At 74.1% G+C, this 23803-nt stretch carries 18 protein-coding genes, 1 tRNA gene and 2 pseudogenes; 6 read left to right on the top strand and 15 right to left on the bottom strand.

Annotated elements, in window-relative coordinates; genetic code table 11:
• Positions 1-143: 143 nt before the first annotated feature.
• The 10 genes and pseudogenes from BS72_RS39760 to BS72_RS05780 all read right to left on the bottom strand — a co-directional run bounded on the left by BS72_RS39760 (position 144) and on the right by BS72_RS05780 (position 11414).
• Positions 144-248, bottom strand: a complete 105-nt coding sequence (locus BS72_RS39760) for a DUF6893 family small protein (RefSeq protein ID WP_407638926.1) — start codon at positions 246-248, stop codon at positions 144-146.
• Entirely contained in the window at positions 245-901 is a 657-nt protein-coding gene (locus tag BS72_RS05820) for a hydrogenase maturation protease (protein ID WP_063835973.1), read from the bottom strand. Before BS72_RS05820 ends, BS72_RS39760 begins: the two co-directional genes overlap by 4 nt.
• Positions 898-2451, bottom strand: a complete 1554-nt coding sequence (locus BS72_RS05815; protein ID WP_051950699.1) for a hypothetical protein — start codon at positions 2449-2451, stop codon at positions 898-900. Before BS72_RS05815 ends, BS72_RS05820 begins: the two co-directional genes overlap by 4 nt.
• Positions 2448-3203 carry a DUF6084 family protein gene (locus tag BS72_RS05810; protein ID WP_232792224.1) on the bottom strand — a complete coding sequence of 252 codons (756 nt, stop codon included), beginning with the start codon at positions 3201-3203 and terminating at the stop codon, positions 2448-2450. The genes BS72_RS05815 and BS72_RS05810 overlap by 4 nt, the downstream gene beginning before the upstream one ends.
• Before the next feature lie 163 nt (positions 3204-3366).
• Positions 3367-3795, bottom strand: a pseudogene (locus tag BS72_RS37775) (DUF5947 family protein); the annotation flags it as partial.
• 157 nt (positions 3796-3952) lie between these two features.
• On the bottom strand, positions 3953-4396 hold the full coding sequence (locus BS72_RS05800; protein WP_322942113.1) for a hypothetical protein: 444 nt from the start codon (positions 4394-4396) through the stop codon (positions 3953-3955).
• Between the two features lie 145 nt (positions 4397-4541).
• The gene (locus BS72_RS05795) at positions 4542-6323 is read right to left on the bottom strand and encodes a nickel-dependent hydrogenase large subunit (RefSeq protein WP_037906918.1); all 1782 of its coding nucleotides are present in this window, start codon (positions 6321-6323) and stop codon (positions 4542-4544) included.
• A gap of 204 nt (positions 6324-6527) precedes the next feature.
• Complete coding sequence (locus BS72_RS05790; RefSeq protein ID WP_037906916.1) at positions 6528-7613, bottom strand: NADH-quinone oxidoreductase subunit B family protein; 1086 nt, start codon at positions 7611-7613, stop codon at positions 6528-6530.
• 316 nt (positions 7614-7929) lie between these two features.
• Positions 7930-9246: a S53 family peptidase gene (locus BS72_RS05785; RefSeq protein ID WP_051950757.1), complete on the bottom strand. Its 1317-nt coding sequence runs from the start codon at positions 9244-9246 to the stop codon at positions 7930-7932.
• Between the two features lie 80 nt (positions 9247-9326).
• Positions 9327-11414 carry a hypothetical protein gene (locus BS72_RS05780; RefSeq protein WP_157856155.1) on the bottom strand — a complete coding sequence of 696 codons (2088 nt, stop codon included), beginning with the start codon at positions 11412-11414 and terminating at the stop codon, positions 9327-9329.
• Positions 11415-11683: 269 nt separating this feature from the next.
• Between BS72_RS05780 and BS72_RS05775 the strand changes: the two genes are divergently transcribed.
• Positions 11684-12667: a LuxR C-terminal-related transcriptional regulator gene (locus BS72_RS05775; RefSeq protein WP_037906909.1), complete on the top strand. Its 984-nt coding sequence runs from the start codon at positions 11684-11686 to the stop codon at positions 12665-12667.
• Between the two features lie 170 nt (positions 12668-12837).
• Here BS72_RS05775 and BS72_RS05770 read toward each other — a convergent pair whose 3' ends face one another.
• From BS72_RS05770 to BS72_RS35175, 3 genes and pseudogenes are all read right to left on the bottom strand, one after another.
• A complete protein-coding gene (locus BS72_RS05770; protein WP_037906907.1) occupies positions 12838-13065 on the bottom strand; it encodes a non-oxidative hydroxyarylic acid decarboxylases subunit D in 228 nt (75 codons plus the stop codon).
• Between the two features lie 142 nt (positions 13066-13207).
• On the bottom strand, positions 13208-14632 hold the full coding sequence (locus BS72_RS05765) for a non-oxidative hydroxyarylic acid decarboxylases subunit C (protein WP_037907805.1): 1425 nt from the start codon (positions 14630-14632) through the stop codon (positions 13208-13210).
• A gap of 189 nt (positions 14633-14821) precedes the next feature.
• Positions 14822-15397, bottom strand: a pseudogene (locus tag BS72_RS35175) (non-oxidative hydroxyarylic acid decarboxylases subunit B); the annotation flags it as partial.
• 152 nt (positions 15398-15549) lie between these two features.
• On the opposite strand from BS72_RS35175, the gene BS72_RS39445 reads away from it, so the two are divergent.
• From BS72_RS39445 to BS72_RS39105, 3 genes are all read left to right on the top strand, one after another.
• The gene (locus tag BS72_RS39445) at positions 15550-16197 is read left to right on the top strand and encodes a hypothetical protein (protein WP_063835972.1); all 648 of its coding nucleotides are present in this window, start codon (positions 15550-15552) and stop codon (positions 16195-16197) included.
• Positions 16194-16481 (top strand): helix-turn-helix domain-containing protein, encoded by a 288-nt coding sequence (locus BS72_RS39440; RefSeq protein ID WP_322942129.1) that lies wholly within the window; start codon positions 16194-16196, stop codon positions 16479-16481. Before BS72_RS39445 ends, BS72_RS39440 begins: the two co-directional genes overlap by 4 nt.
• A gap of 177 nt (positions 16482-16658) precedes the next feature.
• The gene (locus tag BS72_RS39105; RefSeq protein ID WP_265736776.1) at positions 16659-16784 is read left to right on the top strand and encodes a hypothetical protein; all 126 of its coding nucleotides are present in this window, start codon (positions 16659-16661) and stop codon (positions 16782-16784) included.
• A gap of 92 nt (positions 16785-16876) precedes the next feature.
• Here BS72_RS39105 and BS72_RS05755 read toward each other — a convergent pair whose 3' ends face one another.
• Both BS72_RS05755 and BS72_RS05750 read right to left on the bottom strand, forming a co-directional pair.
• Positions 16877-18793, bottom strand: a complete 1917-nt coding sequence (locus BS72_RS05755) for a pentapeptide repeat-containing protein (protein WP_232792223.1) — start codon at positions 18791-18793, stop codon at positions 16877-16879.
• A gap of 600 nt (positions 18794-19393) precedes the next feature.
• Positions 19394-19466, bottom strand: a tRNA-Arg gene (locus BS72_RS05750).
• Between the two features lie 329 nt (positions 19467-19795).
• On the opposite strand from BS72_RS05750, the gene BS72_RS05745 reads away from it, so the two are divergent.
• Both BS72_RS05745 and BS72_RS37770 read left to right on the top strand, forming a co-directional pair.
• Positions 19796-21451 carry a dynamin family protein gene (locus BS72_RS05745; protein WP_037906904.1) on the top strand — a complete coding sequence of 552 codons (1656 nt, stop codon included), beginning with the start codon at positions 19796-19798 and terminating at the stop codon, positions 21449-21451.
• A 5-nt stretch (positions 21452-21456) separates the two neighbouring features.
• Positions 21457-23733, top strand: a complete 2277-nt coding sequence (locus BS72_RS37770; protein ID WP_456049130.1) for a GTPase — start codon at positions 21457-21459, stop codon at positions 23731-23733.
• The last annotated feature ends 70 nt before the right edge of the window (positions 23734-23803 follow it).

Here is a 23803-nt window from a genome sequence, read left to right as displayed (position 1 = left end):
CGACGCCCCCGTACCGGACGGCCCGGGAGCACCCGGACCTCCCCAGTACAGGGCCGGCGGCCACGGGCCCGGACGCGACACGCCGCCGGGGCGCCGCACCGTCGCCCGTACGGCGGGGGCGCCTCGGCGAGCCCCCGCGCGCCTCACATGCCGCGGATTCTCAGGTACCGCCGGATGTCGGGGATGTTCACCGCGACCAGGGCGGCCAGCGCCGCGGCCGCGACGCCGCCGAGCACGATCTTCGTCATGGCTGCAACTCCTTGTCGGTGGGCCGCCGCCTCTGCGGGCGGCCGGTGGGGGGAAGGGCGGCTCCGGCCCCGATGGCACCGTCCGCGCCGGGGCGACGGGCGGCGGCCGCGTCCGCCAGCAGGCGCAGGACGGTGTCCACGGCCGGGTCCACGGCCGCGGCGACGGCGTCGCTCAGGCCGATCCCCTCGTCCAGGCAGGCCGGTTCGCATCCCACGACGGCGATCCGGCGCGGCCGCCGCCCGCCGGTGCCCGCGCTGAGCGTTGCCAGCAGGGCGAGGACGGCGTCGGGGGTCATGCGGTGCCCGTCGATGACGGCGCCGGCGCCCGCGGCGGAGACGCCGGACGAGGCGGGCGCTTCGGGTTCGGCGTCCTCGACGAGGTAGACGGTTCCGGGGGTGCCGCCGCGGGCGGTGGCGTCCAGCAGGACGACGGTGTCGTAGCCGTCGAGCAGCTGGTAGGCCAGGTGGACGCCGCGTACCCCGACGTCGGCGGTCTCCACCCCCGGCGGCAGGTCCTGGCGCATCAGGCGGTGCACGGCCGTCACGCCGAACCCGTCGTCGCCGAGGAAGATGTTGCCCAGGCCCGCCACGAGGGTGCGTCCGCCGGACGCGGGGGCGCCGGCCGGGTTGGAGGTGCTGGAAGCGGCGGTCACGTGTCCTCCTGGAGGGCCACCTCGTCGGGCTGGAAGTACCGGAACCTGCCCTGCGCCCGCTGGAGTTCGGCACCCGGGTCGCCGTCGACGACCACGGCGAGGTGGACACTGCCGTCGACGTCGTGCAGCACCGCCTCGACCAGCGCGGTGCGGCCGTGCAGGAACATGTCCTGCGCGTCGGTGCGCCGTCGGCCCGGCCGCAGCACCACCCGGTCTCCGGCGCCGACCAGCGTGCCGTCGACCAGCACCCGGTCGCGCTCCGGGTCCACGCTCGCGTCGGCCGCCGGGTCCCACCAGGGCGCCTGGGGCCGCATCAGCTCCTCGGCGGCCCGCTCGGCCGCCTCGTCGCCCGGCGTGGTCAGCACGGGGGGCTCGTCGAGGCCGCCGAAGCCGCCGAAGCCTCCACGGGAGCCGGCCCCCGCGAGGCCGTCCGGCGCCTCGCCGGTGACCGCGCGCAGGGAGCGGACCGCGCCGTGCAGCCGCTCCAGCACCTCCGGCGGCATCGAGTCGGCGAGGTCGACGACGGCTCCGGCGCGTGCGTCGGTGCCGCGCGCCTCCCGCTTCTCCTCCTCGGTGAGGGTGGCCGTGCGCAGCGTCAGGATCTCGTCGATCTCCAGCGCGTCGTACAGGGCGCCGGGGCTCTCCGGCGCGAGCCGGGGATGGTCCTCCAGGATGATCGGCGAGGACAGCACCACGTCGGCGCGGCCCTCCCGCCCGGCCAGCACCGGCCAGGTGTGCTCGCTGCGGCACCCGGCCGCGGCGCCGGCCGCCCAGAGCGGCGGGTCGGCCATCGACAGGAAGCCGCCGCTGTCCACCCCGAGCATCAGGTGCGCCGAGACGAGCGCGTACGGCAGCATCTGCTCGCGGGACGCGCCGGCGGACGGGTCGGCCGGGCAGGCGCCGGTGTTCTCCACCACGGCGGTCAGCCGCAGCAGGCGGCAGGGCCCGGGAACCTCGGCCGCGGTCAGCCGCAGCAGCGCGTCGATCCGCTCCCGGCGGCGGACCAGCCGGCCCGCCACGGCGCCGGAGCCGTCCCGGACCTCCTCGGTGTCGCTGCCCTCCGGCAGCCACACCGGCACCTCGACGCCGCGGCCGGTCAGGGCGCTGACGGCGGCGGTCACGTCGGCCTGCTCCTCGACGCCCTCGTCCCAGGGGACCAGGACCCGGTCGGGCAGGTCGAGGCGGTCGGCCGGCTCGAAGCCGCCGCCAGGGCACGGCTGTTCGACGGTGCGCCGCTGGACCCGCAGGAACCGCAGCCGGACGTGGAGCAGGGCGTCGCCGCGCGGCTCGACCAGGCACTCGGTGCGCTGGGCGCGCGACTCGCCGCCGACGCCGTCCCAGGACGGGGGCGCGAGTACGCCGAACTGCCAGCGCATCCGGTTCTTGGCGGCGGAGGCGCGGTAGGGGTAGAGGACGTAGCCCTCGTAGAGGACGGCGTCGGCGACCTTGGCGGCCGTCTCGAAGAGCCGGTCGGCGGTGCCGGGGGAGACCGCCGGGGCGTCCGGGCCGGGGGCGGTGCGCGGCGCCGCCGCGGACGGGCTGCCGTTCACCTGGCCGCCGCCTGCTCGGGCGCGAGCCCGTCGGAACGCCCGTCGGGAAGGCCCTCGGGACGCCCGTCGGGAAGCCCCGGCGGGACCTCCGCCCGGGCCCCTGCCGCGACCAGGGCGGCGGGGGTGTTGCCGGCCGTGTCCAGCAGCGCTTCGACGGTCTCCTGCCAGGAGGTCAGCGCGTTGCGGGAACGGTAGGCGAGCAGCGCCTCCATGGTGTGCCGGGGCAGCCGCAGCCAACCGCAGCCGGGGAAGTGCTGCTCCATCATCTCCCGCCAGGTCCGGGCCGGCATGCGGCACGGCGCCTCACGGTCCCAGGGCACGGGCTCGACCTGGAAGCCGCCGGGGCCGCGGAAGGCGGTGCCCGAGAAGAGCAGCGTCAGCGGGGCCTCGCCGTCGCCCAGCGAGGAGAAGTAGCGGGACGCCGCGATGTCCAGGTCGTACGTGCACGGCACCGGCAGGTCCACCTCGGAGGAGCCGGTGAACCCGGGCACCACCACGGAGGCGTGGGCGAACTGGATCGGCTGCATGCTGCGGCCCCAGCGGGAGCGGTCGCCGAACAGGTCGTGCAGCCGGCCGGCCTCCGCGTCGTCGTAGCCGCGCAGCGCGGGCTCGATGCGGATCTGGCAGCGCAGCGCCAGCGCGTGCACCCGCTCGCCGCCGGCCGCGCTGATCCGCAGCCGGAAGACCAGGGTGGGACCGGCCGCGTACGGGTCGGGGCGTACTCCGGCGCAGGTGAAGGCGAGATCGCTCATCGGGCGCCTCCCGGCGGGGCTTCGGCGGCCGGGTGGGGCGATCCGGCGGCTCGGGGCGCGGCGGTGGCCCGGGGGAGTCGGCGGCTCGGGGCGCGGCGGTGGCCCGGCGGGCCAGATCGGCGAAGAAGCCCTCGATCTCGGCGCGGGCCCGCTCGCCGCCGTCGAAGCCGCTCCAGTGCAGCCGCAGTCGGCCCACCAGCTCGTACGCGGCGTCGACGGGGACGAGGTGGCAGCCCGCGCCCTCCTCGGTGTGCCGCACGATCAGCGCCTCGGTGTCGGGCGTGAGGGCTTCCGCCAGGGCGGAGCCGGCGAAGAACGCCTCCCAGGCGCGGTCGTCGATCTCGTTCTCGGTGGCCCCCGCCGGGCTCGGGTAGAGCGCGACGGTCCGGCCCTGCGCGGAGTTGCGCAGGAAGAACGCGACGCCCACGGGCACCCCCAGGGCGTCCCACGTTCCCGGCGCGGGCTGCCAGCCGGGGTCGGCCAGGTAGCGGTCGGGTACCGGGCGGAAGCGCCCCTCGACGGCGCCCTCGCCGGCGAAGAGCAGCGCGCAGGCGGTGCAGGCGCAGGCCAGCAGCCGCTGCCGGACGTCCACGAGGTGGCGGTGGCGGTCGTCCAGCGCGACCGCGCACAGCTCGCAGCGCTCCACGGCGGGCGGCCGGGGCCGAGGAAGCGGCGCAGCCCGCCCGCCGGCCGCGCCGCGCCGGCGGCCTGCCCGGCGCGGCCGGCGGGCGGGGCGGACACCGGCGCGGTCACCGGGCCTCCGCGCGGTCCTGGCGGCCCGGCGGCCGCGTCGCGATCTGGAGGAGCACCGGCTCGGCCGCGGCCGGGACGTCCTCCCACTCCACGACGGCCACCTCCGGGGCGAAGCACCCCAGCGCGGCCTCCACCCGCTCCTGTACCGCGTCGGCCGAGCCGCCGCCGCAGCCGCAGCCGGACGCGGTGGTACGGCGCAGCCGCAGCCGGCCCGTGCCGGCGTCGAACCCCGCAGCGTCGACCTCCCCCTGGGCCTCGGCGCGGCGCAGCGCACGGTCGATCCGGCCGTCCAGGCTGTCCGGGTGCAGGCCGTGCAGGACCAGCAGTCCCGCCACGGCCTCGTCGTCCAGCAGCGGGCCGAGCGGGTTGCCGCTGCGGCCCGACAGCAGCGCCACGGCCCGTGCCAGGCCGGCGCCGTAGAGGTCCATCAGGGCGCGCACCAGCTCCTCGGCCGCCTCCGCGACCGCGGGCCCGCCGGCGCCGCCGAGCCCGTCGAGCAGCTCGTCGATCCGGCGGGCGGCCGAGTCCGGGGTGGGCGCCGGGCCTGGTGCGGGGCGGGGCGCGGCGGCGCGTCCGGGGCGGGCGTCATCCGGCGAGCCGGCTCAGCCCGGTGGGCACGTGCATGGTCTGCACCGTCTTGCCGCCGCCGACGTACATGTGGACGCCGCACGGCAGGCACGGGTCGAAGCTGCGCACGGCCCGCATGATGTCGATGCCCTTGAAGTTCTCCGGGGGGTTCTCCTCGAAGATCGGCGTGTTCTGCACCGCGTCCTCGTACGGGCCGGGTGTGCCGTAGGTGTCGCGCACGCTGGCGTTCCACGGGGTCGGCGGGTACGGGTGGTAGTTGGCGATCTTGCCGTCGCGGATCACCATGTGGTGGGAGAGGACGCCGCGCACCGCCTCGGTGAAGCCGCAGCCGATGCTCTCGTCCGGCACCTCGAACTTCTCCCACGTCTGGGTGCGTCCGGCGCGCACCTCGGCCAGCGCCTGCTCGGCGAAGTGCAGGGCGGCCGCGGCGGCGTACGCCTGGAAGTAGGTGCGCGCCCGGTTGCGCTCCAGGGCGTTGCTCCACTTCGGGATCTTCCACTCGAAGGTGGTCTCCGGCTTCGTCAGCGAACGCGGCAGGTTGATCACCACGCTGTGCCCGGTCGCCTTGACGTAGCCGATGTCGACCAGCCCGGACAGGGCGGTGGACCACAGCCGGGCGATCGGGCCGCCGCCGGTGTCCAGGGCGAGGTGGTCCTTGCCGTCGAACCAGCGCGGTGACATCACCCAGCTGTACTTGTCGTCGAAGTTCCGCTTCTGCGGCGCCGGGACGGTGTGCTGGTTCCACGGGTGGCGCGGGTCGACGGGGTTGCCGAGCGGGTCGTGGGTGACGAACTGCTCCTTGCCCTGCCAGTCCTCGTAGTACGAGCTGCCCAGCAGGATCCTGATGCCGAGGTTGATCTGGGTGAGGTCGTTGGTGACGAGCTTGCCGTCGACGACGATGCCGGGCGTGACGAACATCCGCCGGCCCCAGTCCGACATGTTCGCGTAGGTGAAGTCGCAGTACTCCGGGTCGTTGAGGGCGCCCCAGCAGCCCAGCAGCACGCGGCGCCGGCCGACCTCCTCGTACCCGGGCAGCGCCTCGTAGAAGAAGTCGAACAGGTCGTCGTGGAGCGGCACGACGCGCTTCATGAACTCGACGTACCGCATCAGCCGGGTGAGGTAGTCGGTGAGCAGCTGCACGGAGGCGATGGTGCCGACGCCGCCCGGGTAGAGCGTGGAGGGGTGCACGTGGCGCCCCTCCATCAGGCAGAACATCTCCCGGGTGTAGCGGCTGACCTGGAGCGCCTCCCGGTAGAACTCGCCCTCCAGCGGGTTGAGCGAGCGCATGATGTCGGCGATGGTGCGGAAGCCGTGCTCGGCGGCGTGCGGCGCCTCGGTGCGCTCGGCCAGCTCCAGCACGCCCGGGTTGGTCTCCTTGACCATCTTCTCGCAGTAGTCGACCCCGACCAGGTTCTCCTGGAAGATGTTGTGGTCGAACATGTACTCCGCGGCCTCGCCGAGGTTGATCAGCCACTCGCCCAGGTGCGGCGGCTTCACCCCGTAGGCCATGTTCTGCGCGTAGACCGAGCAGGTGGCGTGGTTGTCGCCGCAGATGCCGCAGATCCGGCTGGTGATGAAGTGGGCGTCGCGCGGGTCCTTGCCGCGCATGAAGACGCTGTAGCCGCGGAAGACCGACGAGGTGCTGTAGCACTCCGCCACGCGCTTCTGCTTGAAGTCGATCTTCGTGTGGATGCCGAGGCTGCCCACGATCCGGGTGATCGGATCCCAGGACATCTCCATCAGGCCGCTGCCGTCTCCTGCGGCCGTGGGTGTTGCCATCGTCTGTGCCGGCCCTTCGTCTGGTTCGGTGGGGCGTGCGGGGCGTGGGGGCGTGCTCGGTTTCTGCTCGGGTTCTGCTCGGGTTCCTGCCCGGCGTGGTGCCGCGGGGGTCGGCCGGTAGGGCGGCGGCAGCGGGCGCGCCGTCCTCGGGCGGACTGCGCGCCCGCGGTCACCGGGGCGTGGGACGGGCTGCGGCCCGCCGGGTCACCAGGGCCTGCGGTAGCCCGTGGTCAGCTCGCGGCCGCGGTGGCGCCACTTCGGCTCCTCGTCCACCGTCTTCATCGTGATGCCGCGCAACCGCCGGATCGCGGCGCCGTAGATGCCGCTCGCGGTGCTGGACACCTTGCCGCCGGGGGGCTCGTCCATGAACGGCATGAACTTGTCGGGGAAGCCCGGCATGGTGCAGGCGATGCAGATGCCGCCGACGTTGGGGCAGCCGCCGACCCCGTCCATCCAGCCGCGCTTGGGCACGTTGCACTTCACCACCGGGCCCCAGCAGCCCAGCTTGACCAGGCACTTGGGGGAGTCGTACGCCTCGGCGAACTGGCCCTGCTCGTAGTAGCCGGCGCGGTCGCAGCCCTCGTGGACGGTGGCGCCGAACAGCCAGGTCGGCCGCAGCTTCTCGTCCAGCGGGATCATCGGGGCCGAGCCCGCGGCCTGGTAGAGCAGGTACGTGAGGGTCTCGGCGAAGTTGTCCGGCTGGACGGGGCAGCCGGGCACGCACACGATCGGGATGCCGGCCTTGGACTTCCAGTCCCACCCGAGGTAGTCGGGCACGCCCATGGCACCGGTCGGGTTGCCCTCCATGGCGTGGATGCCGCCGTAGGTGGCGCAGGTGCCGATGGCGACCACCGCGAGCGCCTTGGGCGCCAGCCGGTCGATCCACTCGCTGGTGGTGATGGGCTGGCCGGTCTCGGGGTTGTCGCCGAAACCGCACCAGTAGCCCTCGGCCTTGATCGACTCGTTGGGGATGGACCCCTCCACCACGAGCACGAACGGGTCGATCTCGCCGCGCTCCGCCTTGAAGAACCACTCGATGAACGCGTCCGCGCCCTGCACCGGACCGCACTCGAAGTCGATCAGCGGCCAGTGGACGGCGATCTTCGGCAGGCCGGGCAGCCCACCCAGGGCGATCTCCTCGATGCTCGGCAGCGTGGCGGCGGTCAGGGAGACCGAGTCGCCGTCGCAGGACAGGCCGGCGTTGATCCACAGGACGTGGATCGGCGCGTCGTCCGCGCCAGGCCCGGACGCTGACGCTTCGGAGCTCTCGGAAGTGCTCGCATCCGTCATGGAGATGCCTCCTGGGGGCACGGGTGGCGGCTGAGGGCCAGACAAACCAGACAAAGGGTTTCCCCTCCTGGTTACCTCGCGCCGCGCCGTGGGGCCTCACGGAAGGGGACCGCCCGGGTGACGCCCCTGCGGCCATCACGGGCGGCCGCGGAACGCCGCGCCCCTGCCCCCGCGCCCCTGCCTCCGCAGCCCCTGCCCCGTAGCCCTGCCCCCGCGCCCCTGCCCCCGACGAGCAGCGCGGGTCCCGCGGCCGACGCGCCGCGGGGCGGGGCGGCCCCTTCCGGCCGCCCCGCCCCGTCCGCGCGTCGTGCCTGGCCTAGAACGCCCCGGTGCCGTTCGGGGTGCCCAGACCGGTGGGGCCGTCGTAGCCGGGCAGCGCGGTGCAGACGTAGCTGCTGTCCGGGCAGCCGCTGCCCGCGTCCGGGTTGGAGACGTTGCCGCCCTGGACGTCGTACAGGTGGGAGCGGTGCGCGTAGGCGTACGAGGCGTCCTTGACCTGCGCGGTGTTGCCGGCCAGCGCGTACACGCCCGCGACGAAGGGTGAGGAGGCGCTGGTGCCGCCGACCACGAACCAGCCGGCGGGTATGCCATCGGGGTTCGGCGTGCTGTCGTAGACGGCGAGACCGGTCGCGGGGTCGGCGTCCGCCGAGACGTCGGCGACGGTCCGGCCCGGGCAGGCCGTGTCGTGCTGCCAGGCGGGCTTGTCGTAGTAGGCCGAGCAGGCGGAGCCGGCGGCCGAGCCCTTCTCGTCGAGCGCCCAGGCCGTCTCGCTCCAGCCCCGGGCGGTGCCCGGCGCCCTGGTCAGTGAGGTTCCGCCGACCGCGGTCACGGTCGGCAGGCTCGCCGGGAACGGCGCCGCCAGCTGGTAGCCGTAGTCACCGCTGGAGACGGTGATCGCCACGCCGGGGTGGTCATAGGAGCCGGCGTAGGGTGCGACGTTCGTGCCCTCGGCGACGGAGTAGCTGTTGGACACCGCGGCGGCGCCCAGCCGTACGGCGGTGTCCTCGGCGGCGGCGAGATCGGGGAGGGCCGGGGTGTTCGCCTCGACCAGCAGGATGTGGCAGCCGGGGCAGGCGGCCGAGACCGCCTGGAGGTCGAGGCTGATCTCCACGGCCCAGCCGCCGTCGGTCACGGGCAGGGAGGCCGACCCGTCCTGGCCGACCTTGGTGAAGCAGCCGTTGCCGGTGGTGCACGCCGGCAGGCCGTAGGTGGAGCGGTAGACCGCGAGGTCGGCCTCGGCCGTGGGGTCGTCGTACCCGTCGACGATCGCCACCGTCGTGCCGTCCCCGGCGCCCGCGGCGACGGCCGAGCCGAGGTTGTAGGCGGACTGGAGGTCGGCCGGGCCGTACCCCTGGGGGAGCGCCGCCGTCGTGCCCTGCGGGGTGGCCGCGCGGAGCCGTTGGACGGGGGCGCCGGGGGTGAACTGCGCCAGGCAGCGGGCGAATCCGGGCTTCGGCAGGTCGCAGGCGTCCACCGGGGCCGTTCCGGTCGCTGACGACGGGGTGGCCGAGGCGGTGGTGGCGTCGGAGCTGGTGCCGGGCGTGGCCATGACCGGGCCGGCGCTCAGCAGGGCGGCGGTCGCGGCGGCGGCGAGGGCGGCCAGCGGCAGCCGGCGGCGGAGGGATCTGCTCACAGAGGTCTCCTGGGAGGTGGGGAGGTCGAGGGGCTGCGCGGGGCGGGTCCCGATGGTCCGGTGGCGGGGCCGGGGCCAGGTCATCCGGCGGTGTAGGCGCGCAGCACCGTCTGGTCGATCCGGTCGCCGGCCGTGTCCCAGGCCGAGACGCGCAGCGCCGCGTAGCCGTTGCCGCCGCCCGCGGGCACGGAGAAGGCCGCCGAGTAGGCGCCGTCGCGGCCGGTGACCCGTGCGGGCACCCAGGTGGCGCCGTCGTCGTAGGAGACGGACACGGTGGCGCCGGAGACGGCCGCCGCGGCGGCGTCCTGCTGGTGGTCGACCGACAGGCTCAGGGTGTGCGGGCCGGCCGTCAGCGCGTCGTCGGCGGTGGCGTCGGCCTGGTAGGACGCGAACAGCAACGGCAGCGCGGTGCAGGACCGCCCGCCGTCCATGCAGGTCAGGTCGGCGGGGACGCGGCCGTTGGAGCCGGGGTCGGCGGTGAAGGTCCAGGTGGTCGACGAGGAGGTGGACAGCGGCAGCGTGGTGAGGTTGCGCCGCACCTGCTCGGTCAGCTGGTAGGTGGCGCGGCCCTTGGGCGCGGTGACGGCGACTTCCTGCGGGCCGAAGTCGGCGTCGCCCAGCAGCTTGCCGTTGCGGCGGACCTCCATGCCGATCGGTTCGGACTCGCCGTCGAGCAGGGGGTCGGGGGCGGCGACGGTGCCGGGGTCGGTGCTGAACGGATAGATGTCGAACTCCAGGCCGGCCGCGTCGGAGCAGGCCGCGCACTCCACGCTCCGGCCGTCGGCCGCCACCTGGACGCCCGGGTGCTCGGGCGCGGCGAAGAAGGAGTCGGCGGTGCGCTCTCCGGGGCGGTAGGAGCGCAGGGAGGTGGTCTGCGTGTCGCGGACGTAGGCGTCGGCGCCGATGGCGGTGGTCCAGTACAGGTCGGGGCGGGCGGTGAAGTACTCGGTGCGGGTGGTGCCCAGCGGCACCAGGCTGTAGCCGCGCAGGCCGATCATGTTGTCGCCGTTGGCGGCGTCCTGCGCCAGGGCGCCCGAGGTGACGGAGAGCGCCGTCGCGGGCGTACCGGTGGGGTTGCCGTAGTGCCGGGTCGCGGTGGCCAGGCCGGAGGCGTCGACCGAGGTCGGGAAGGCGCTCGGCACATGGTCGTACGGTTCGGTGATGTGGTAGGCGTACGGCTGCTGCGCATCGGCGGGCGAGCTGAACTCGTACGACGGGTAGACGCCGAAGCGGCCGTTGCGGACCGGCGCGGTCGGGTTGAAGAGGTAGCTGATCGGCCCCGATCCGCTGAAGGCGAAGTTGATCTCGTCGAGGAGCGAGTCGTCCTGGTGCGCGCCGGTGTCACCGGTGGTGATGCTGAGCGAGGAGCTCTCCAGCTCGCTCGGCCGCGGGGTGCTCGGCGTGGTGGCCTCCACCGTCGCGGTGCGCTCGTCCAGGGTGATCGAGGAGCCGTCGGAGAACGTGAAGTCGGGGTTCGAGACGATCCGGTAGGCCCCGCTGACTCCGGGGCGGTCGATCAGCACGGCCGAGTAGTGGCCCAGCGGGAGGGCGATCTTGACGAGGCCGTCCTGACTGCCGCTGACCACGACGGTGCGGGCCTCGGTCTGGTCGTCCAGGTTGGTGAGGACCACTACCTCGGAGGTCGACGCGCCGTCGGCGTCGAGCGTGTGGACCGTCAGCCGGCCCAGCTTGTACTCGCTCTTCCGGCTCTTCTCGCTGATCGCGGTCGACTTCGCGGCGGGCAGTCCGCACTGCCGGGTGGCCGCGGCGACGGCGTCGTACCGCGACGGATCGGTCGCACCGGACCTGATCGACGGCAGGGCGTCGGCCGGCAGCACCAGCTCACCGTTCCCGGTGCCGATGGAGATGACGCCGTTCCGAAGGGCCGCCATGGGGTCGGCGAGCTGGACCCGGGGGCGGCCGCCCGCCTCGGAGACGACGGCCTTGACTCCGCCGGGGACGGTGACGTCGCAGGAAGCGGACCCGGAAGCAGCGGCCGCGGCGGCGGCGGGCGTGGTGGCGGCCGTGGCGGACGCCGCCTGCCGGATGGCCGGGGCGCCGTCCGTCGTGCCGGACGGGTCGGCGGCCATGGCCGGTACGGCGAGGAGAAGAGATCCGACGGCCATGGCCGCGGCTGATCTGATCAGCAGACGTTTGCGCTGGAGCAAGGTGACCCCTCGTCATGACGTCAACGCGCCACACCGGTCCCGAGCAGGGCGGAGCCGACCCGGGGTACGAGGGCATGGCTCATCGCCGCTCACGCGGGTCTCAGGAGTGAAGGACCAGGGCAGCGCACCGAGTTGTTGTGGACGGGTAAAGTCAACGGTCAGCGAGCGCATGGTGTCTACATCAACCGGGTGGCACATGCCGCCGCGTGGCATTCTGCGCCACGGCCCGGGGGCATGGTGTCCGCGGTGGCGGGAACGACGGAGCGATCGTGCTGCAGGTGCTGGGGATAGCCGACTTCGACGAACGGGTCTACCGGGCGCTGCTGGCTCGGCCGGAAGGGCCCCTCCGGGAGCTCGCGGCCGGCGTCGGAGCCTCCTCCGGACGCACCCGCAGCGCGCTCGGCCGCCTCATCGGACTCGGCCTGGTGCGGCGGGTCGCCCCCGGTGCCTATCTGCCGATCGGGCCGGAGTCGGCGCTGACGGTCCTGCTCAACCAGCGGCGGATGGAGAGCGAGGCGGCGCTGGCGCGGGTGCGCGACTCGATCGAGGAACTGGCCCGCGAGTACCGTGCGGGCCGGATGCGCGGCGACCCGGGCTCGCTGATCGAGGTGCTGGTGGGGCGCGAGGCGGTCAACCGGCGGGTGGACGAGCTGACCCACTCCGTCGTCAGCCACCTGTGGGTGCTGGACCGGCCGCCCTACCTGGAGTGGGCCGACGGCGCGCCCGAGACGAACGAGTCGGAGACGGCGTTCACCCACTCGCTGCTGGCCAAGGGCGCCGACATCCGTACCGTCTACTGCCCGCAGTCCATGGACCGGCCCGGCCGCTTCGAGACGGTGCTGCGGCTGGCGGCGCTGGGCGAGCAGGCCCGGATGCTGCCCCAGCTCCCCTTCAAGCTGCGGGTGATGGACCGCCGGGTGGCGCTCATGCCGCTGATCGGCGAGGTCTACGACAACCTGGTGGTGGTGCACCCGTCGGGGCTGCTGGACGGGCTGATCGAACTCTTCGAGGCGTACTGGGAGCGGGCGCAGCCGCTGCTGCCGGAGGCCGTTCCCGGACCGGTGCCCGGCGACAAGGAGGACCGGCTGGTGGCGCGCATGCTGATGGCCGGTCTGAAGGACCAGGCCATCGGCCGCCAGCTCGGGGTGAGTTCGCGTACCGCGACCCGGCGGATCGCCGCGGTGATGGAGCGCCTCGGCGCTGACACCCGCTTCCAGGCGGGCGCCGAGGCCGTTCGCCGGGGATGGATCTGACGCGGCGGCGGCAGCGGGGGAGCCGCGGCCAGGGCCGGGCCGTGGCGGGCCGGGGTTGGCGGGCGCGTCCGCCGCGGGTCGGGGGGAAGCACGCGGCGGACGCGCCGGTTCGGGGCCGCCTCCGGCCGCCGGGGTCAGGACACCCGGCGGCCGGAAGTGGGTGGGCCGCCTCAGCCGCCGAGCAGCGGCGGGACCGTGGGCACCTCGATGGCGTTGGCGATGTCCTCGGCGGTCATGCGGAACTGCACCGGGTAGGCGTGGCGCTGGGTGCGCCGCTCGGGCTCGGTGGTGCGCCACATGTAGAGGCAGCGCTGGCACTGGAGGACCTCCCACACCCCCGGGACGGGGGAGGTGGTGGTCGTCTCGACGGTGTCGGACGCGCAACGCGGGCAGATCATCTGGGGACTCCTCGACGTGGTGGGGGTTCTCGGCGGGCCGTGGCCGCCCGGGCCCGCACGCGGGCGGGTTGCTCCGGCCCGTGCGCGGGCCCGGGCTTCAGCCCGTGCGCGGGCCCGATGTCCGGCCCGTGCTCAGCGGTGCTCAGCGGTTGGCGAGCAGGGACTGCAGCCGTGCCGCCCATTCGGCGGTCTCGGGCAGGTCCCTGGCCGGGGTGCTGAAGTTGCCGCGGACGTCCGGGGCCACCGGCGTCGTGGCGTCGATGATCATCTTGCTGGTGATGCCGGCCGGCTGCGAGGCCGGTGCCAGCTCCAGCACCGAGAGGTTCGGGATGACGACCACGTCCTCCCTGGGATTGACCTTGGCCGACTGCGCCCACAGCACCTGGGGCAGGTTGAACGGGTCGACGTCCTCGTCCACGACGATCACCTGCGTGACGTAGCCGAGGCCGTGCGGGGTGGTCATCGCGCGCATGCCGACGGCCTTGGCGAAGCCGCCGTACCGCTTCTTCGTGGAGATGATCACCAGCAGCCCGTGGGTGTACATGGCGTTGACCGCCTGCACCTCGGGGAACTCGGCGCGCAGCTGCTTCAGCAGCGGGACGCAGGTGTTGGGGCCGACGAGGTAGTCGCACTCGGTCCAGGGCATGCCCAGGTACAGCGACTCGAAGACGGGCTTGGTGCGGTAGGAGATCCGGTCGATCCGGACCACGGGCATCCGGCGCCCGCCGGAGTAGTGGCCGGTGAACTCGCCGAAGGGCCCCTCGATCTGGCGCACCCGCGACTCGATGACGCCCTCGATGACCACTTCCGAGCCCCAGGGGACGTCGAACCCGGTCAGCGGGGCGGTGGCGATGGGCATGGGGGCGCCGCGCAGCGCTCCGGCCATCTCGTACTCGGACTGGTCGTAGGCCATGGGCATCCCGGCGACGATCGGCACCACCGGGTCGTTGCCCAGCGTGATCGCCACGGGGAGGTCCTCGCCCCGCTCCTCGGCCGCGCGCAGGTGCTTGGCGATGTCGTGCATCGGCACGGGCTGGAGCGCCAGCCGGTTGCGGCCGATCACCTCGATGCGGTAGATGCCGAGGTTCTGCTTGTCGAAGTTGTCCGGGTCCTGCGGGTCGCGGGAGACGACCGCGGCCTTGTCGAGGTAGAAGCCCCCGTCACCGTCGTTGAGGCGGAACAGCGGCAGGATGTCGAAGAGGTCGACGTCCTCGCCCGCCACGCTGTTCTCCTGCCACGGCGGGTCCTCGCGGCGCTCGGGGGCGACCGGGAACGCGTCCCAGCGCCGGGCGAACTCCTCCACCTGCTCCTTGGTCGTCGTCTCCTTGGGGAGGCCGAGGGCGAGGGCGTGGTTGCGCCAGGAGCCGTGGACGTTCATGACGACGCGGGCGTCGGTGAACCCCTTGATCCGGTCGAACCAGATGGCGGGAGCGCCCTCGCCGATGCGTCCGCAGGCGTTGGCGGCAGCGGCTATGTCCGGTTCGGGCAGGACCTCGTCCGCGATGCGCAGCAGCTGGCCCTCCTTCTCCAGCGTGTCCAGGAACGACCGCAGGTCGTCGTATGCCATGGGTGACTCCTTGGTGGAATGTTCAGGCGGCGGGGGCGGCCGGTGCGGCAGGCGCGGCAGGCGCGGCAGGCGCGGTGAGCGCGGTGGCTGTGGTCGGCGTCCCGGTGGGCGCGGCCGGCGGGGCGGGGCGGCCGCGGGCCCGGGCGCGGCCTCGCGCATGCTGGGCTCGGTGAGCTCGGCGGCGTGCCTCCTGGCCGCGCGCATGCCCGCCCAGCGTCCGGGCCCGGTGTCCGGGACGGACAGGTCGAACTGGTCGAGGATGCGGACCACGATGTGGTCGACGAGGTCGTCGATGCTCTGCGGGTGGTTGTAGAAGGCCGGCATCGGCGGCACGATCTGCACGCCCTTGCGCGCCAGGTCGAGCATGTTCTCCAGGTGGATCTCGCTCAGCGGCGTCTCCCGGGGGACGAGCACCAGCTTGCGGCGCTCCTTGAGCACCACGTCCGCCGCCCGGGCCACCAGGCCCTCCGCGTATCCGGTGCGGATGCCGGCCAGGGTCTTCATGGAGCACGGCACGATCACCATGCCGTCCGTGCGGAACGACCCGGAGGAGATCACCGCGCCCTGGTCCTCGGGGCTGTACACGGCGTCGGCGAGCGCGTGCAGCTCGCGCACCCCGCGGCCGGTCTCCAGCTCGACGGTGGCACGGGCCCAGTGGCTCAGCACCAGATGCGTCTCCACATCCGGCAGCTCGGCCAGCGCCTCCAGCAGCCGTACCCCGAACACCGCTCCGGTGGCTCCGGTCATCCCCACGATCAGTCGCACCGCGTCCCGGCTCCTCGTCTCGTGTCCTGCAGTCCGCTTCCCCTCCGACGCTAGGAGCGGCGCCGTCGGCCACCGGGGTATCCTCGGGACCGAGTACGGGAAAAAACGGACATCCTCGCCCTCGGACGGGCGGGATGCCGGAAGGGTGCGGGATGGCCGGGCGTCCAGGACCACAGATCGCCGAGGTCGCCTACCGCCCCTCGCTGGGCGCGCCCATCGGCATGGACGTCCTGGACTTCGAGGAGCTGCGGGCCCGCGGCCACCGCCGCGGCATCGACCTCTCGGCGCCCCAGCGCCCGGCGTTCCACCACCTGCTCCACCTGCACCAGGACTCAGCCCCGCTGGTGCACACCGTGGACTTCTCGGACTTCGTCCTGGAGCCCGGCAGCTGGCTGTGGGTCCGCCCCGGGCAGGTCCACCAGTACGGCAGGGACCTGCCGCGGGCGCGCGGCACCATCGTGATCTGGCAGCCCGGCTTCGTGGTCGTCGGCACCCCCCACACGCAGGTGCCCCTGCTGCCGTCCGGCGCCCACGAGCGGGCCATCGGGCTCGCCCTGAGCCACCTCGCCCACGAGTACGCGGACGTCGGTACCGTCCCCCTGGACGCGCACATCGACGCGCTGCGCATGCTGCTGGCGGTGCTCCTGCTGCGCCTCGCGCACGCGGGGCCCGCCCCGCGGCGGCCGTCCCCCAGGACGGCCCCTTCGAACGGTTCCGGACCGCCGTCGAGCGCGACTTCACGCGCACCCACCGGGTCGCCGACTACGCGACGGCGCTCGGCTACAGCCCCCGGACGCTGACCCGGGGGACGGCGGCGGCCACCGGGCAGACCGCGAAGCAGTACCTGGACGCCAGGATCCTGCTCGAAGCCAAGCGGCTCCTCGTCCACTCCGACGCCCCCGCGGCCGATATCGCGCGGCGGCTGGGGTTCCACGAGCCGGGCGACTTCGCCAAGTTCTTCCGCAAGCGCCAGGGCTGCACCGCCCTGGCCTTCCGCGCCACGGCGCGGGGGACCCCGCCGCCGTCGCACGGGTCCCGCCGACGCGGGGAGGGGCCGGCCGGCGGGACACCCCTCGGGGGGTGACGGCAACACTGCACCTGGCGTGGCACCGGGGGCCATACGCATAAATGCGCAGGGCGAGATCGCGCCGCCGTACGCGCCACCCCGCGCGGGTACGTCAACTCGCCGTGATCCGCAGCCCCGTACGAGGTCGCCGGTGCCGCCCGCGTGAGCGACGGCGCGCCGAGGGCGTCAACAACCATGGCCTGTTCTGTCGTGCTCGGGCTCGTCCGCCACGGGGCGGACGACCTGGAGGCGCGGCCTCGCGCGCTGAGGGACGTGGAGCGGGCCATGGATCTGTTCCACGCGGGTTGCGCGGCGGCGTGACGGTGTGATCGCGCTTCGATCCGTGGTCCTTGGGCGGTGCCTTTCGACACACGGGCAGGTCCTGGCGGCGGACTGTCATCCCTCGGCTCCCGTCAGCGTTTGATGCGGCCTCGGACGGCGAGGACTGCAAAGCCCAGGAGGACGGGTTCGGTGAGGCGGGAGGCCATTTCGGTGTAGGTGCCGGTGGTGGTGAGGTCCTGGCCGGAGGAGCGGAAGACCACGGAGTTGACGACGATGCGCAGGCTTTTCTCGAAGCGCTCGGTCGTAAAGCGGTCGCCAGGGGGCCCGGTGGGGTTCTCGGGGGCGGGACTGTCGGTGGTGACGGTGATGCGGTGGCCGGTGATGATGCCGGTGCTGAGCGAGGACGTGTCACGCTGCGGCAGCCCCCACAGCATCATCACCAGCATGGTGCCGGCCACCGCGAGCAGGAGCCAGCCCAGTGCGCGGGTAGCGCGCAGGCCGTAGCCGGACAGCGCCCAGTAGGCGGTGAGCAGCCCGCGCTCGCCCGGGGCGGTGCGGGGATCGGCGCGGCGCATCTCCATCTCGCCGTAGTAGAAGTCCGCGGCACCGGGTTCGTTGCCGGAGTCCTCATGGGACGTGCGCAGAGCTCGGTAGACCGCGGCCAGGGCGCGCGGCTGCACGACGTTCTCAGGGATGAGAGGCGGCTGCCAGCCGATGACGGCTCGGGGCAGGCCGTGGCGCCAGTGATGTTCCTCGGCCAGCGTGCGGCGGCGGGTGCACCGGACGAGCCACAGTCGGCCCCGCCGGTGGACGCCTTCCGGTGTCGCGGCGAAGCGGCAGTCGCCCTCCAGCCGGAGCTGGTTCAGGTGGACCGTGCCGGCGAACAGGCACTGGCTCAGGTCGAGATCCGTCAGGATCATCTGGGCGGCGTCCACACCCCGCAGTGAGGTCACCCGCGCCTCGACCGTCGCCAGGCCCGCCAACACGGACTCGTCCACCAGGTCACCTGACACGTGCGTGAACGGGCGGGGTCGCGCGGCGATCGTCACGGGGTACTCCGCCACGGCGTCACTCACGTCGGCGTCGGCGTAGCGCAGCCACACCGTGGCCGGCTGCGCCCACCGCGTCCGCCGGAACAGCACCGCCTTCGCCGCGACCTCCACGGTCACCGCCACCCCGAACAACGCACTGGACAGATTCACCGTCCCCGCGCACACCAACGGACCCAGCACTGACGTGCCCTTGAACACGGTCGAGGTGAACCCGGCGTCCCTGGTGAAGGTGGCTGAGCCGAATCGGGTTTCCCTGGTGAAGGTGGCTGAGTCGAATCGGGCGTGCCCGGTGAAAGTGGCTGATCCGAACGACGCGTCCTGGGTGAAGGTGGCTGACTCGAACGACGCGTCCTGGGTGAAGGTGGCTGATCCGAACGAGGCGTGCCCGGTGAAGGTGGCTGAGTCGAATCGGGCGTGCCCGGTGAAGGTGGCTGAGTCGAACGAGGCGTGCCCGGTGAAGGTGGCTGAGTCGAATCGGGCGTGCCCGGTGAAGGTGGCTGAGTCGAACCAGGCGTCCTGGGTGAAGGTGGCTGAGTCGAATCGGGCGTCCCTGCTGAAGGTGGCTGACCCGAACGAGGCGTCTTCGGTGAAGGTGGCTGAGTCGAATCGGGCGTGCCCGGTGAAGGTGGCTGAGTCGAACCAGGCGTCCTGGGTGAAGGTGGCTGACCCGAACCAGGCGTCTTCGGTGAAGGTGGCTGATCCGAACGACGCGTGCCCGGTGAAGGTGGCTGACCCGAACGACGCGTGCCCGGTGAAGGTGGCTGATCCGAACCAGGCGTCTTCGGTGAAGGTGGCTGACCCGAACCAGGCGTGCCCGGTGAAGGTGGCTGACCCGAACGACGCGTCCCCGGGGAAGACGGCCGAGTCGAATCTGGCGTTCCCTATGGTCGGCCTTCGGGTTGCCGGGTCGGTCATGGCGGTGAGGACGCGGCCGATGAGTGTCTCGTCGACGCTGGTGCCCCGGAGGTCCAGGTCCGCGCCGGGTGACAGGGACACGAGATACGCGGTCTGGTCGGCTTCCTCGGCGTGGGCCAGGCACCGACCGGAAGCGGTGACGGTGACTCCGGTGCAACCCGCGAGCGGATCACCTGGAACGGTGCCTTGTCCGCAGTGAGCCCACGACGGGCCGGCGATCGTCATGACCAGGTCCTAACCCACCCCCGGCTGCCGCCGGGCCGGTGTCCCCGAACCGTTACGACACGAGGACCGCCGCGCACACCGCGCGGCGCAGCAGGGCCCCGGCCCGTCAGTGGAGGCCGGGCGCGGGGCGCGGGACGTATGCCGCGCGGCGGCGTACCGGCTCGCAGCGGCTCGCGCCGGTCGTCGAGGAGGGCTATGGCCGGCGCCGCGGCGAGCCATCGGGTGCGGCCCGGAAGCCCGGAGTCGTCCCGGCTCGTCTGCGCGGACGGGAACGGGGCCCCGGTCCACCATTCGTTTAGTGGGACGTATGGGGCACGGGCACCCGGAGGAGGCCCTTCCCCCATGGCGCCAGCCGGACCGCCGCGCTACGGAGGAGGGATTCCGGAGTCGCGGGAGACTTCCGCGACGTGCCGTCTGACCTGTGTAAACAGCACCCTGTCAAGAGTGTGTTCTGTGTGCCCCCGGCAGGACTCGAACCTGCGGCCAAGTGCTTAGAAGGCACCTGCTCTATCCACTGAGCTACGGGGGCCGGACAGTGGCCGTGGCTGACTTCCGCCCCTTGGTCGTTCCCTGGCCTCGTACCGCGGTCAAGGATAGGGCGCCGTATGCCTGCTGCCGGGCGCTTCACCCGTGTGACATGTTGTGGAGGTTCGGTGAAGCGGTCCGATAATCCCAGGCCGCCGCGCGAGGCGCATCGCTTTTGGCGGCTCGAGATGCGGCTGTTGTGCAGTCGTTATGCCGTTGGCTCATTCTGCCCCTCGCATCCCGTACGCCCCAGGTGGACCCGTCTCGGTCCGAATCGGGCAAATCGGTGCGAATAGACTTCGAAATCGCCCGTATATGGGGCATTCTGCCATTGTGGTGATCCTGGACGTCCGGCCCGAACTGCTCGACGCGCTGTCCGCACTGCGTGAGCGAGTCGATGCGGCACGCTTCCCCTTCCCGCTCCCCGGAGCCGTGCGGGCCCGCCGCACGCGGCAGGAGCTCATTGCCCAGCTCGACGACTACCTCGTCCCCCGGCTCAGGGCACCGGAGGCACCGCTGCTGGCCGTGGTCGGCGGTTCCACCGGGGCGGGCAAGTCCACGCTGGTCAACTCCCTGGTCGGCCGCCGGATCAGCCAGTCCGGGGTGCTGCGGCCGACCACCCGGGTGCCGGTGCTGGTCTGCCATCCCGAGGACCGCGCCTGGTTCGCCGACCCGCGCGTCCTGCCCCGGCTGACGCGTACCTGGTCGGTACGGCAGCGCTCCCGAGCCGACGAGGACGGCACCGACCGGGCCGACCTCGACCGGCGGGGCTCCGACCGGCGGCCCCCGGACCGGGCCGAACTGCGCCTGGAGGCCGACGACTCCCTGCCGCGCGGCCTCGCCCTCCTTGACGCGCCCGACGTCGACTCGCTCGTCGCGGGGAACCGCGACCTGGCCGCCGAACTCATCTGCGCGGCCGACATCTGGATTCTCGTCACCACCTCCGCCCGCTACGCCGACGCCCTGCCCTGGCACCTGCTGCGCGCCGCCAAGGAGTACGACGTCACCCTCGCCACGGTGCTCGACCGGGTCCCGCACCAGCTCGCCGAGGAGGTCGGCCGGCACTACGCGGCGCTGCTGGCCCGCTCCGGCCTCGGCGACGTGCCCCGCTTCACGGTGCCCGAACTCCCGGAGTCCGCCGCCGGGGCGGGCCTGCTGCCGCAGACCACGGTGGCGAGCCTGCGCGCCTGGCTGATCCACTGCGCCGAGGACCCGGCGGCCCGCCAGCTCGCGGCCCGCCGCACCGCCGTCGGCACCCTCGACTCCCTCAGCGTGCGGCTGCCCGCGCTCGCCTCCGCCTCCGCCGCCCAGCACGCCGCCGCCCAGCGGCTGGCCCGGACCGCGGAGGACGCCTACGGGGAGGCCGTCGCCCGCACCCGCGACGCCGTGGCGGCGGGCGCGCCGCTGGCCGGCGAGGCTCTGGCGCACTGGGAGAGCTACCCCGCCTGCGGCCCCGACACCCTCCACCACGCCCTCGCCGAGGAGCTGGCCGCGCTGCTGCGGACCGAGACCGACGCGGCGGACGACCGGATGGCCGAAGCCTGGCGCCGGGATCCCGCCGGGCGGGCCCTCCTCGACGAACCCGGGGCCCGCCCCGACCGCGAGCGGGTGGCCCTGGCGGCGCGGATCGACAAGGGCGTACGGCGGTGGCGCCGCGGGCTGGCCGACCTCGCCCATGCCGAGGTCCGCGCCGCCCGGGCAGCGGACCGCCCGGCGGCCGACCCCGCTGACGTCGCCGCCCTGCTGGCCACCGTGCTGCTCGGCGGGCGGGCCGGACGCCCGGCCGGCGAGCGGCTCGCCGAGACCCTCGGCGCCAAGGCCGCGGTGCGACTGCGCGACACCGCCCGGAGCCGGCTGGACGACGTGGTCCACGAACTGCTCGCGCGCGAACGCGAGCGGCGCCTGGCGCCGGTCGACGGGTACGACGTCACCTCAGGCCAGCAGGCCGCCCTGATCGCCGCACTGTCCGTACTGCAGAAGGAGAGGTGACCGCGGTGGCCGCCAGCCCCTCGGCACGGGACCCCCAGGACCCCTCGGCCGGACCGCGCGACGGGGACCCGCTGACCATGCGGGTCGACGCGCTCGGGGAACTGCTCGGTCTGTCCCGGGCCCGGATCAGCCCGGAGGACCTCGCCGACAGCACCGAGCTGCTGGCCCGGATCGCCGAGCGGCGCAGGCTCTCGCTCGACCACACCGTGGTGGCGCTCGCCGGGGCCACCGGCAGCGGCAAGTCCACGCTCTTCAACGCGCTGGCCGGGAAGGAGCTGTCCGCCACCGGCGTGCGGCGGCCGACCACCGCGCGGCCCGTCTCCTGCGCCTGGCAGCCCGAGCGGGCGGCGGGGCTGCTGGACCGGCTGGGGATCGCTCCCCAGGACCGCTACGCGCGGCACGGGCTGCTCGCGGCACCGGCCCTGCCGCCGGCCGCGCTGCCCGCGCAGGCGGGCCGGTCCGAGGTACCGCCGCCACCGGGTCCGCGGGCCGCGCCGGGTGAGGGGCAGGACCCGTCGGCCGAGTTTCCAGGGCAACCTGAGCCCCTCCTCGGCCAGCCGTGTCAGCCGTGTCAGTCATGTCAGTCGTGTCGGCTCGGTCAGCCTTGTGGCGATGGCCGGGCTGCCGGGGCCGGCTGCGGTCCGGCCGACGACCGGGCGGAGGACCGCGTGCCCCCGGCTGCGGCCGAGGACGCCTGGGCGGTGCCGTCCGCGCAGTCGGGGCACTCGGGGCTGTCAGCGCGTTCGGGGGCGGCGAGCGCGGACGGGGGTGGCGAGCACCGGGCGGCGGGAGCGGCCACGGACACGGCCGCTGCCGCGCTTGGGGCGTACGGCGGGCACGCGGTGGAGGACGAGACGGGCCTGGAGGGGCTGGTCCTCATCGACCTGCCCGACCACGACTCCGCCGTGGGCGAGCACCGGGAGCAGGTGGACCGGCTGCTGCGGCTCGTCGACGTCGTCGTATGGGTGCTGGACCCGGAGAAGTACGGGGACGCCGCACTCCACGAGCGCTACCTTCGGCCGCTGGCAGGGCACGCCGACGTGACCGTCCTCGTCCTCAACCAGGTGGACCGGTTGCCGGGGGACTCCTCCGACCTCGTCCTGGACGACCTGCGGCGGCTGCTGGACGAGGACGGCCTGGCGGTCGGGGAGCACGGCGAGGCGGGGGCGATCGTCCTGTCGGCGTCGGCCGCGACCGGGCAGGGGCTCGCGGACCTGCGGGCCGTCCTCGCCCAGATCACCGGCGAGCGCGCGGCCGCCGGGCAGCGGCTGGCAGCCGACCTGGACAGCGCCGCGCACGACCTGCACCCCCTGTACGTCGGCGAGGGCTGGGCGGGGCTCACCGACGAGGCCCGCGAGGACTTCCTGGACCGGCTCGCGGACGCCGTGGGCGCGACAGCCGTGGGCCAGGCGGCGGAGCGCGACTGGGGGCGGGCCGCGTGGGACGCCTGCGGCACGCCGTGGAGCCGCCTGATGGCAGGACGCACCCCCGGGTACGGCTGTTCCCGTTCCGCGCCCGCCCGCCCGATGTCCCCCGAACGGTGGACACGGGACGGCCGCACCGTGCGTCCTGTGGCCCCGGCCGCGCCCGGCCGGAACCACGGGACCTCCGGGGGCGGGCCCGGGACAGCGGACAGGGCGCCGAAGCGCGGCGCCGGAGCCGCGGCAGGAGGTGTGGGCGCGGCCGGCGCGCTCCCGGCCCCCCGCGGGTCGGGCCCCGCCGCGTCCCGTCCAGTGGTCGAGGAAGCCGTGCGGGGGCTCGCCGTCGACGCCGCACGCGGGCTGCCGGAGCCGTGGTCGCGGGCGGTGGGCGACGCCGCCCGGCGCGGCGGCGGTTCGCTGCCCGAGGCACTGGACACGGTGGCGCTGCGCGCGCGCCCGGGACAGCCCGAGCGGCCGGGCTGGTGGTCGGTGGCGGCGGCGGTCCAGTGGTTGCTGCTGGCTCTCGTGCTGGCCGGCGTGGTCTGCCTCGCCGCGGTGGCGGAGGGCTCGCTGGCCCTGCCGTGGTGGCCGCCGCTGGCGACGGCCGTGCTGGGCGGGCTCGGGGGTCCGGTGGTCGCCGCGGCCTGCCGGTTCGCGGCCCGCGGGCCCGCCAGACGCTACGGCCAGGCCGCCGAGCGCCGGCTGCGGGACGCGGCGGCCGACTGCGGCCGGGCCGGGGTCCTGGAACCGGTCGCGGCCGAGCTGATGCGGTACCGGGAGGTACGCGAGCAGTACGCGGTCGTCGCCGGTGCCGCACCTGTGCCCAGCACCTCGCGGCTCCGACCGGTGGGGGTGCGGTAGGGCGTCGCGGGGTTCCGGGCCGGTTCAGCTCAGCCCGCTCAGCCCGCTCAGCCCGCTCGGTCAGGGCTGT

Source organism: Actinacidiphila yeochonensis CN732 (assembly GCF_000745345.1).
GTDB classification, from domain to species: Bacteria; Actinomycetota; Actinomycetes; order Streptomycetales; family Streptomycetaceae; genus Actinacidiphila; species Actinacidiphila yeochonensis.
This window is presented reverse-complemented; position numbering and strand designations above follow the sequence as displayed.

Excerpts from the sequence above, each read along its gene's own strand:
- BS72_RS05765 (WP_037907805.1), bottom strand. The coding sequence starts at position 14,632 with ATGGCATACGACGACCTGCGGTCGTTCCTGGACACGCTGGAGAAGGAG.
- BS72_RS05770 (WP_037906907.1), bottom strand. The coding sequence starts at position 13,065 with ATGATCTGCCCGCGTTGCGCGTCCGACACCGTCGAGACGACCACCACC.
- BS72_RS39445 (WP_063835972.1), top strand. The coding sequence starts at position 15,550 with ATGGCCGGGCGTCCAGGACCACAGATCGCCGAGGTCGCCTACCGCCCC.
- BS72_RS39760 (WP_407638926.1), bottom strand. The coding sequence starts at position 248 with ATGACGAAGATCGTGCTCGGCGGCGTCGCGGCCGCGGCGCTGGCCGCC.
- BS72_RS05790 (WP_037906916.1), bottom strand. The coding sequence starts at position 7,613 with ATGACGGATGCGAGCACTTCCGAGAGCTCCGAAGCGTCAGCGTCCGGG.
- BS72_RS05795 (WP_037906918.1), bottom strand. The coding sequence starts at position 6,323 with ATGGCAACACCCACGGCCGCAGGAGACGGCAGCGGCCTGATGGAGATG.
- BS72_RS39105 (WP_265736776.1), top strand. The coding sequence starts at position 16,659 with ATGGCCTGTTCTGTCGTGCTCGGGCTCGTCCGCCACGGGGCGGACGAC.
- BS72_RS05810 (WP_232792224.1), bottom strand. The coding sequence starts at position 3,203 with ATGAGCGATCTCGCCTTCACCTGCGCCGGAGTACGCCCCGACCCGTAC.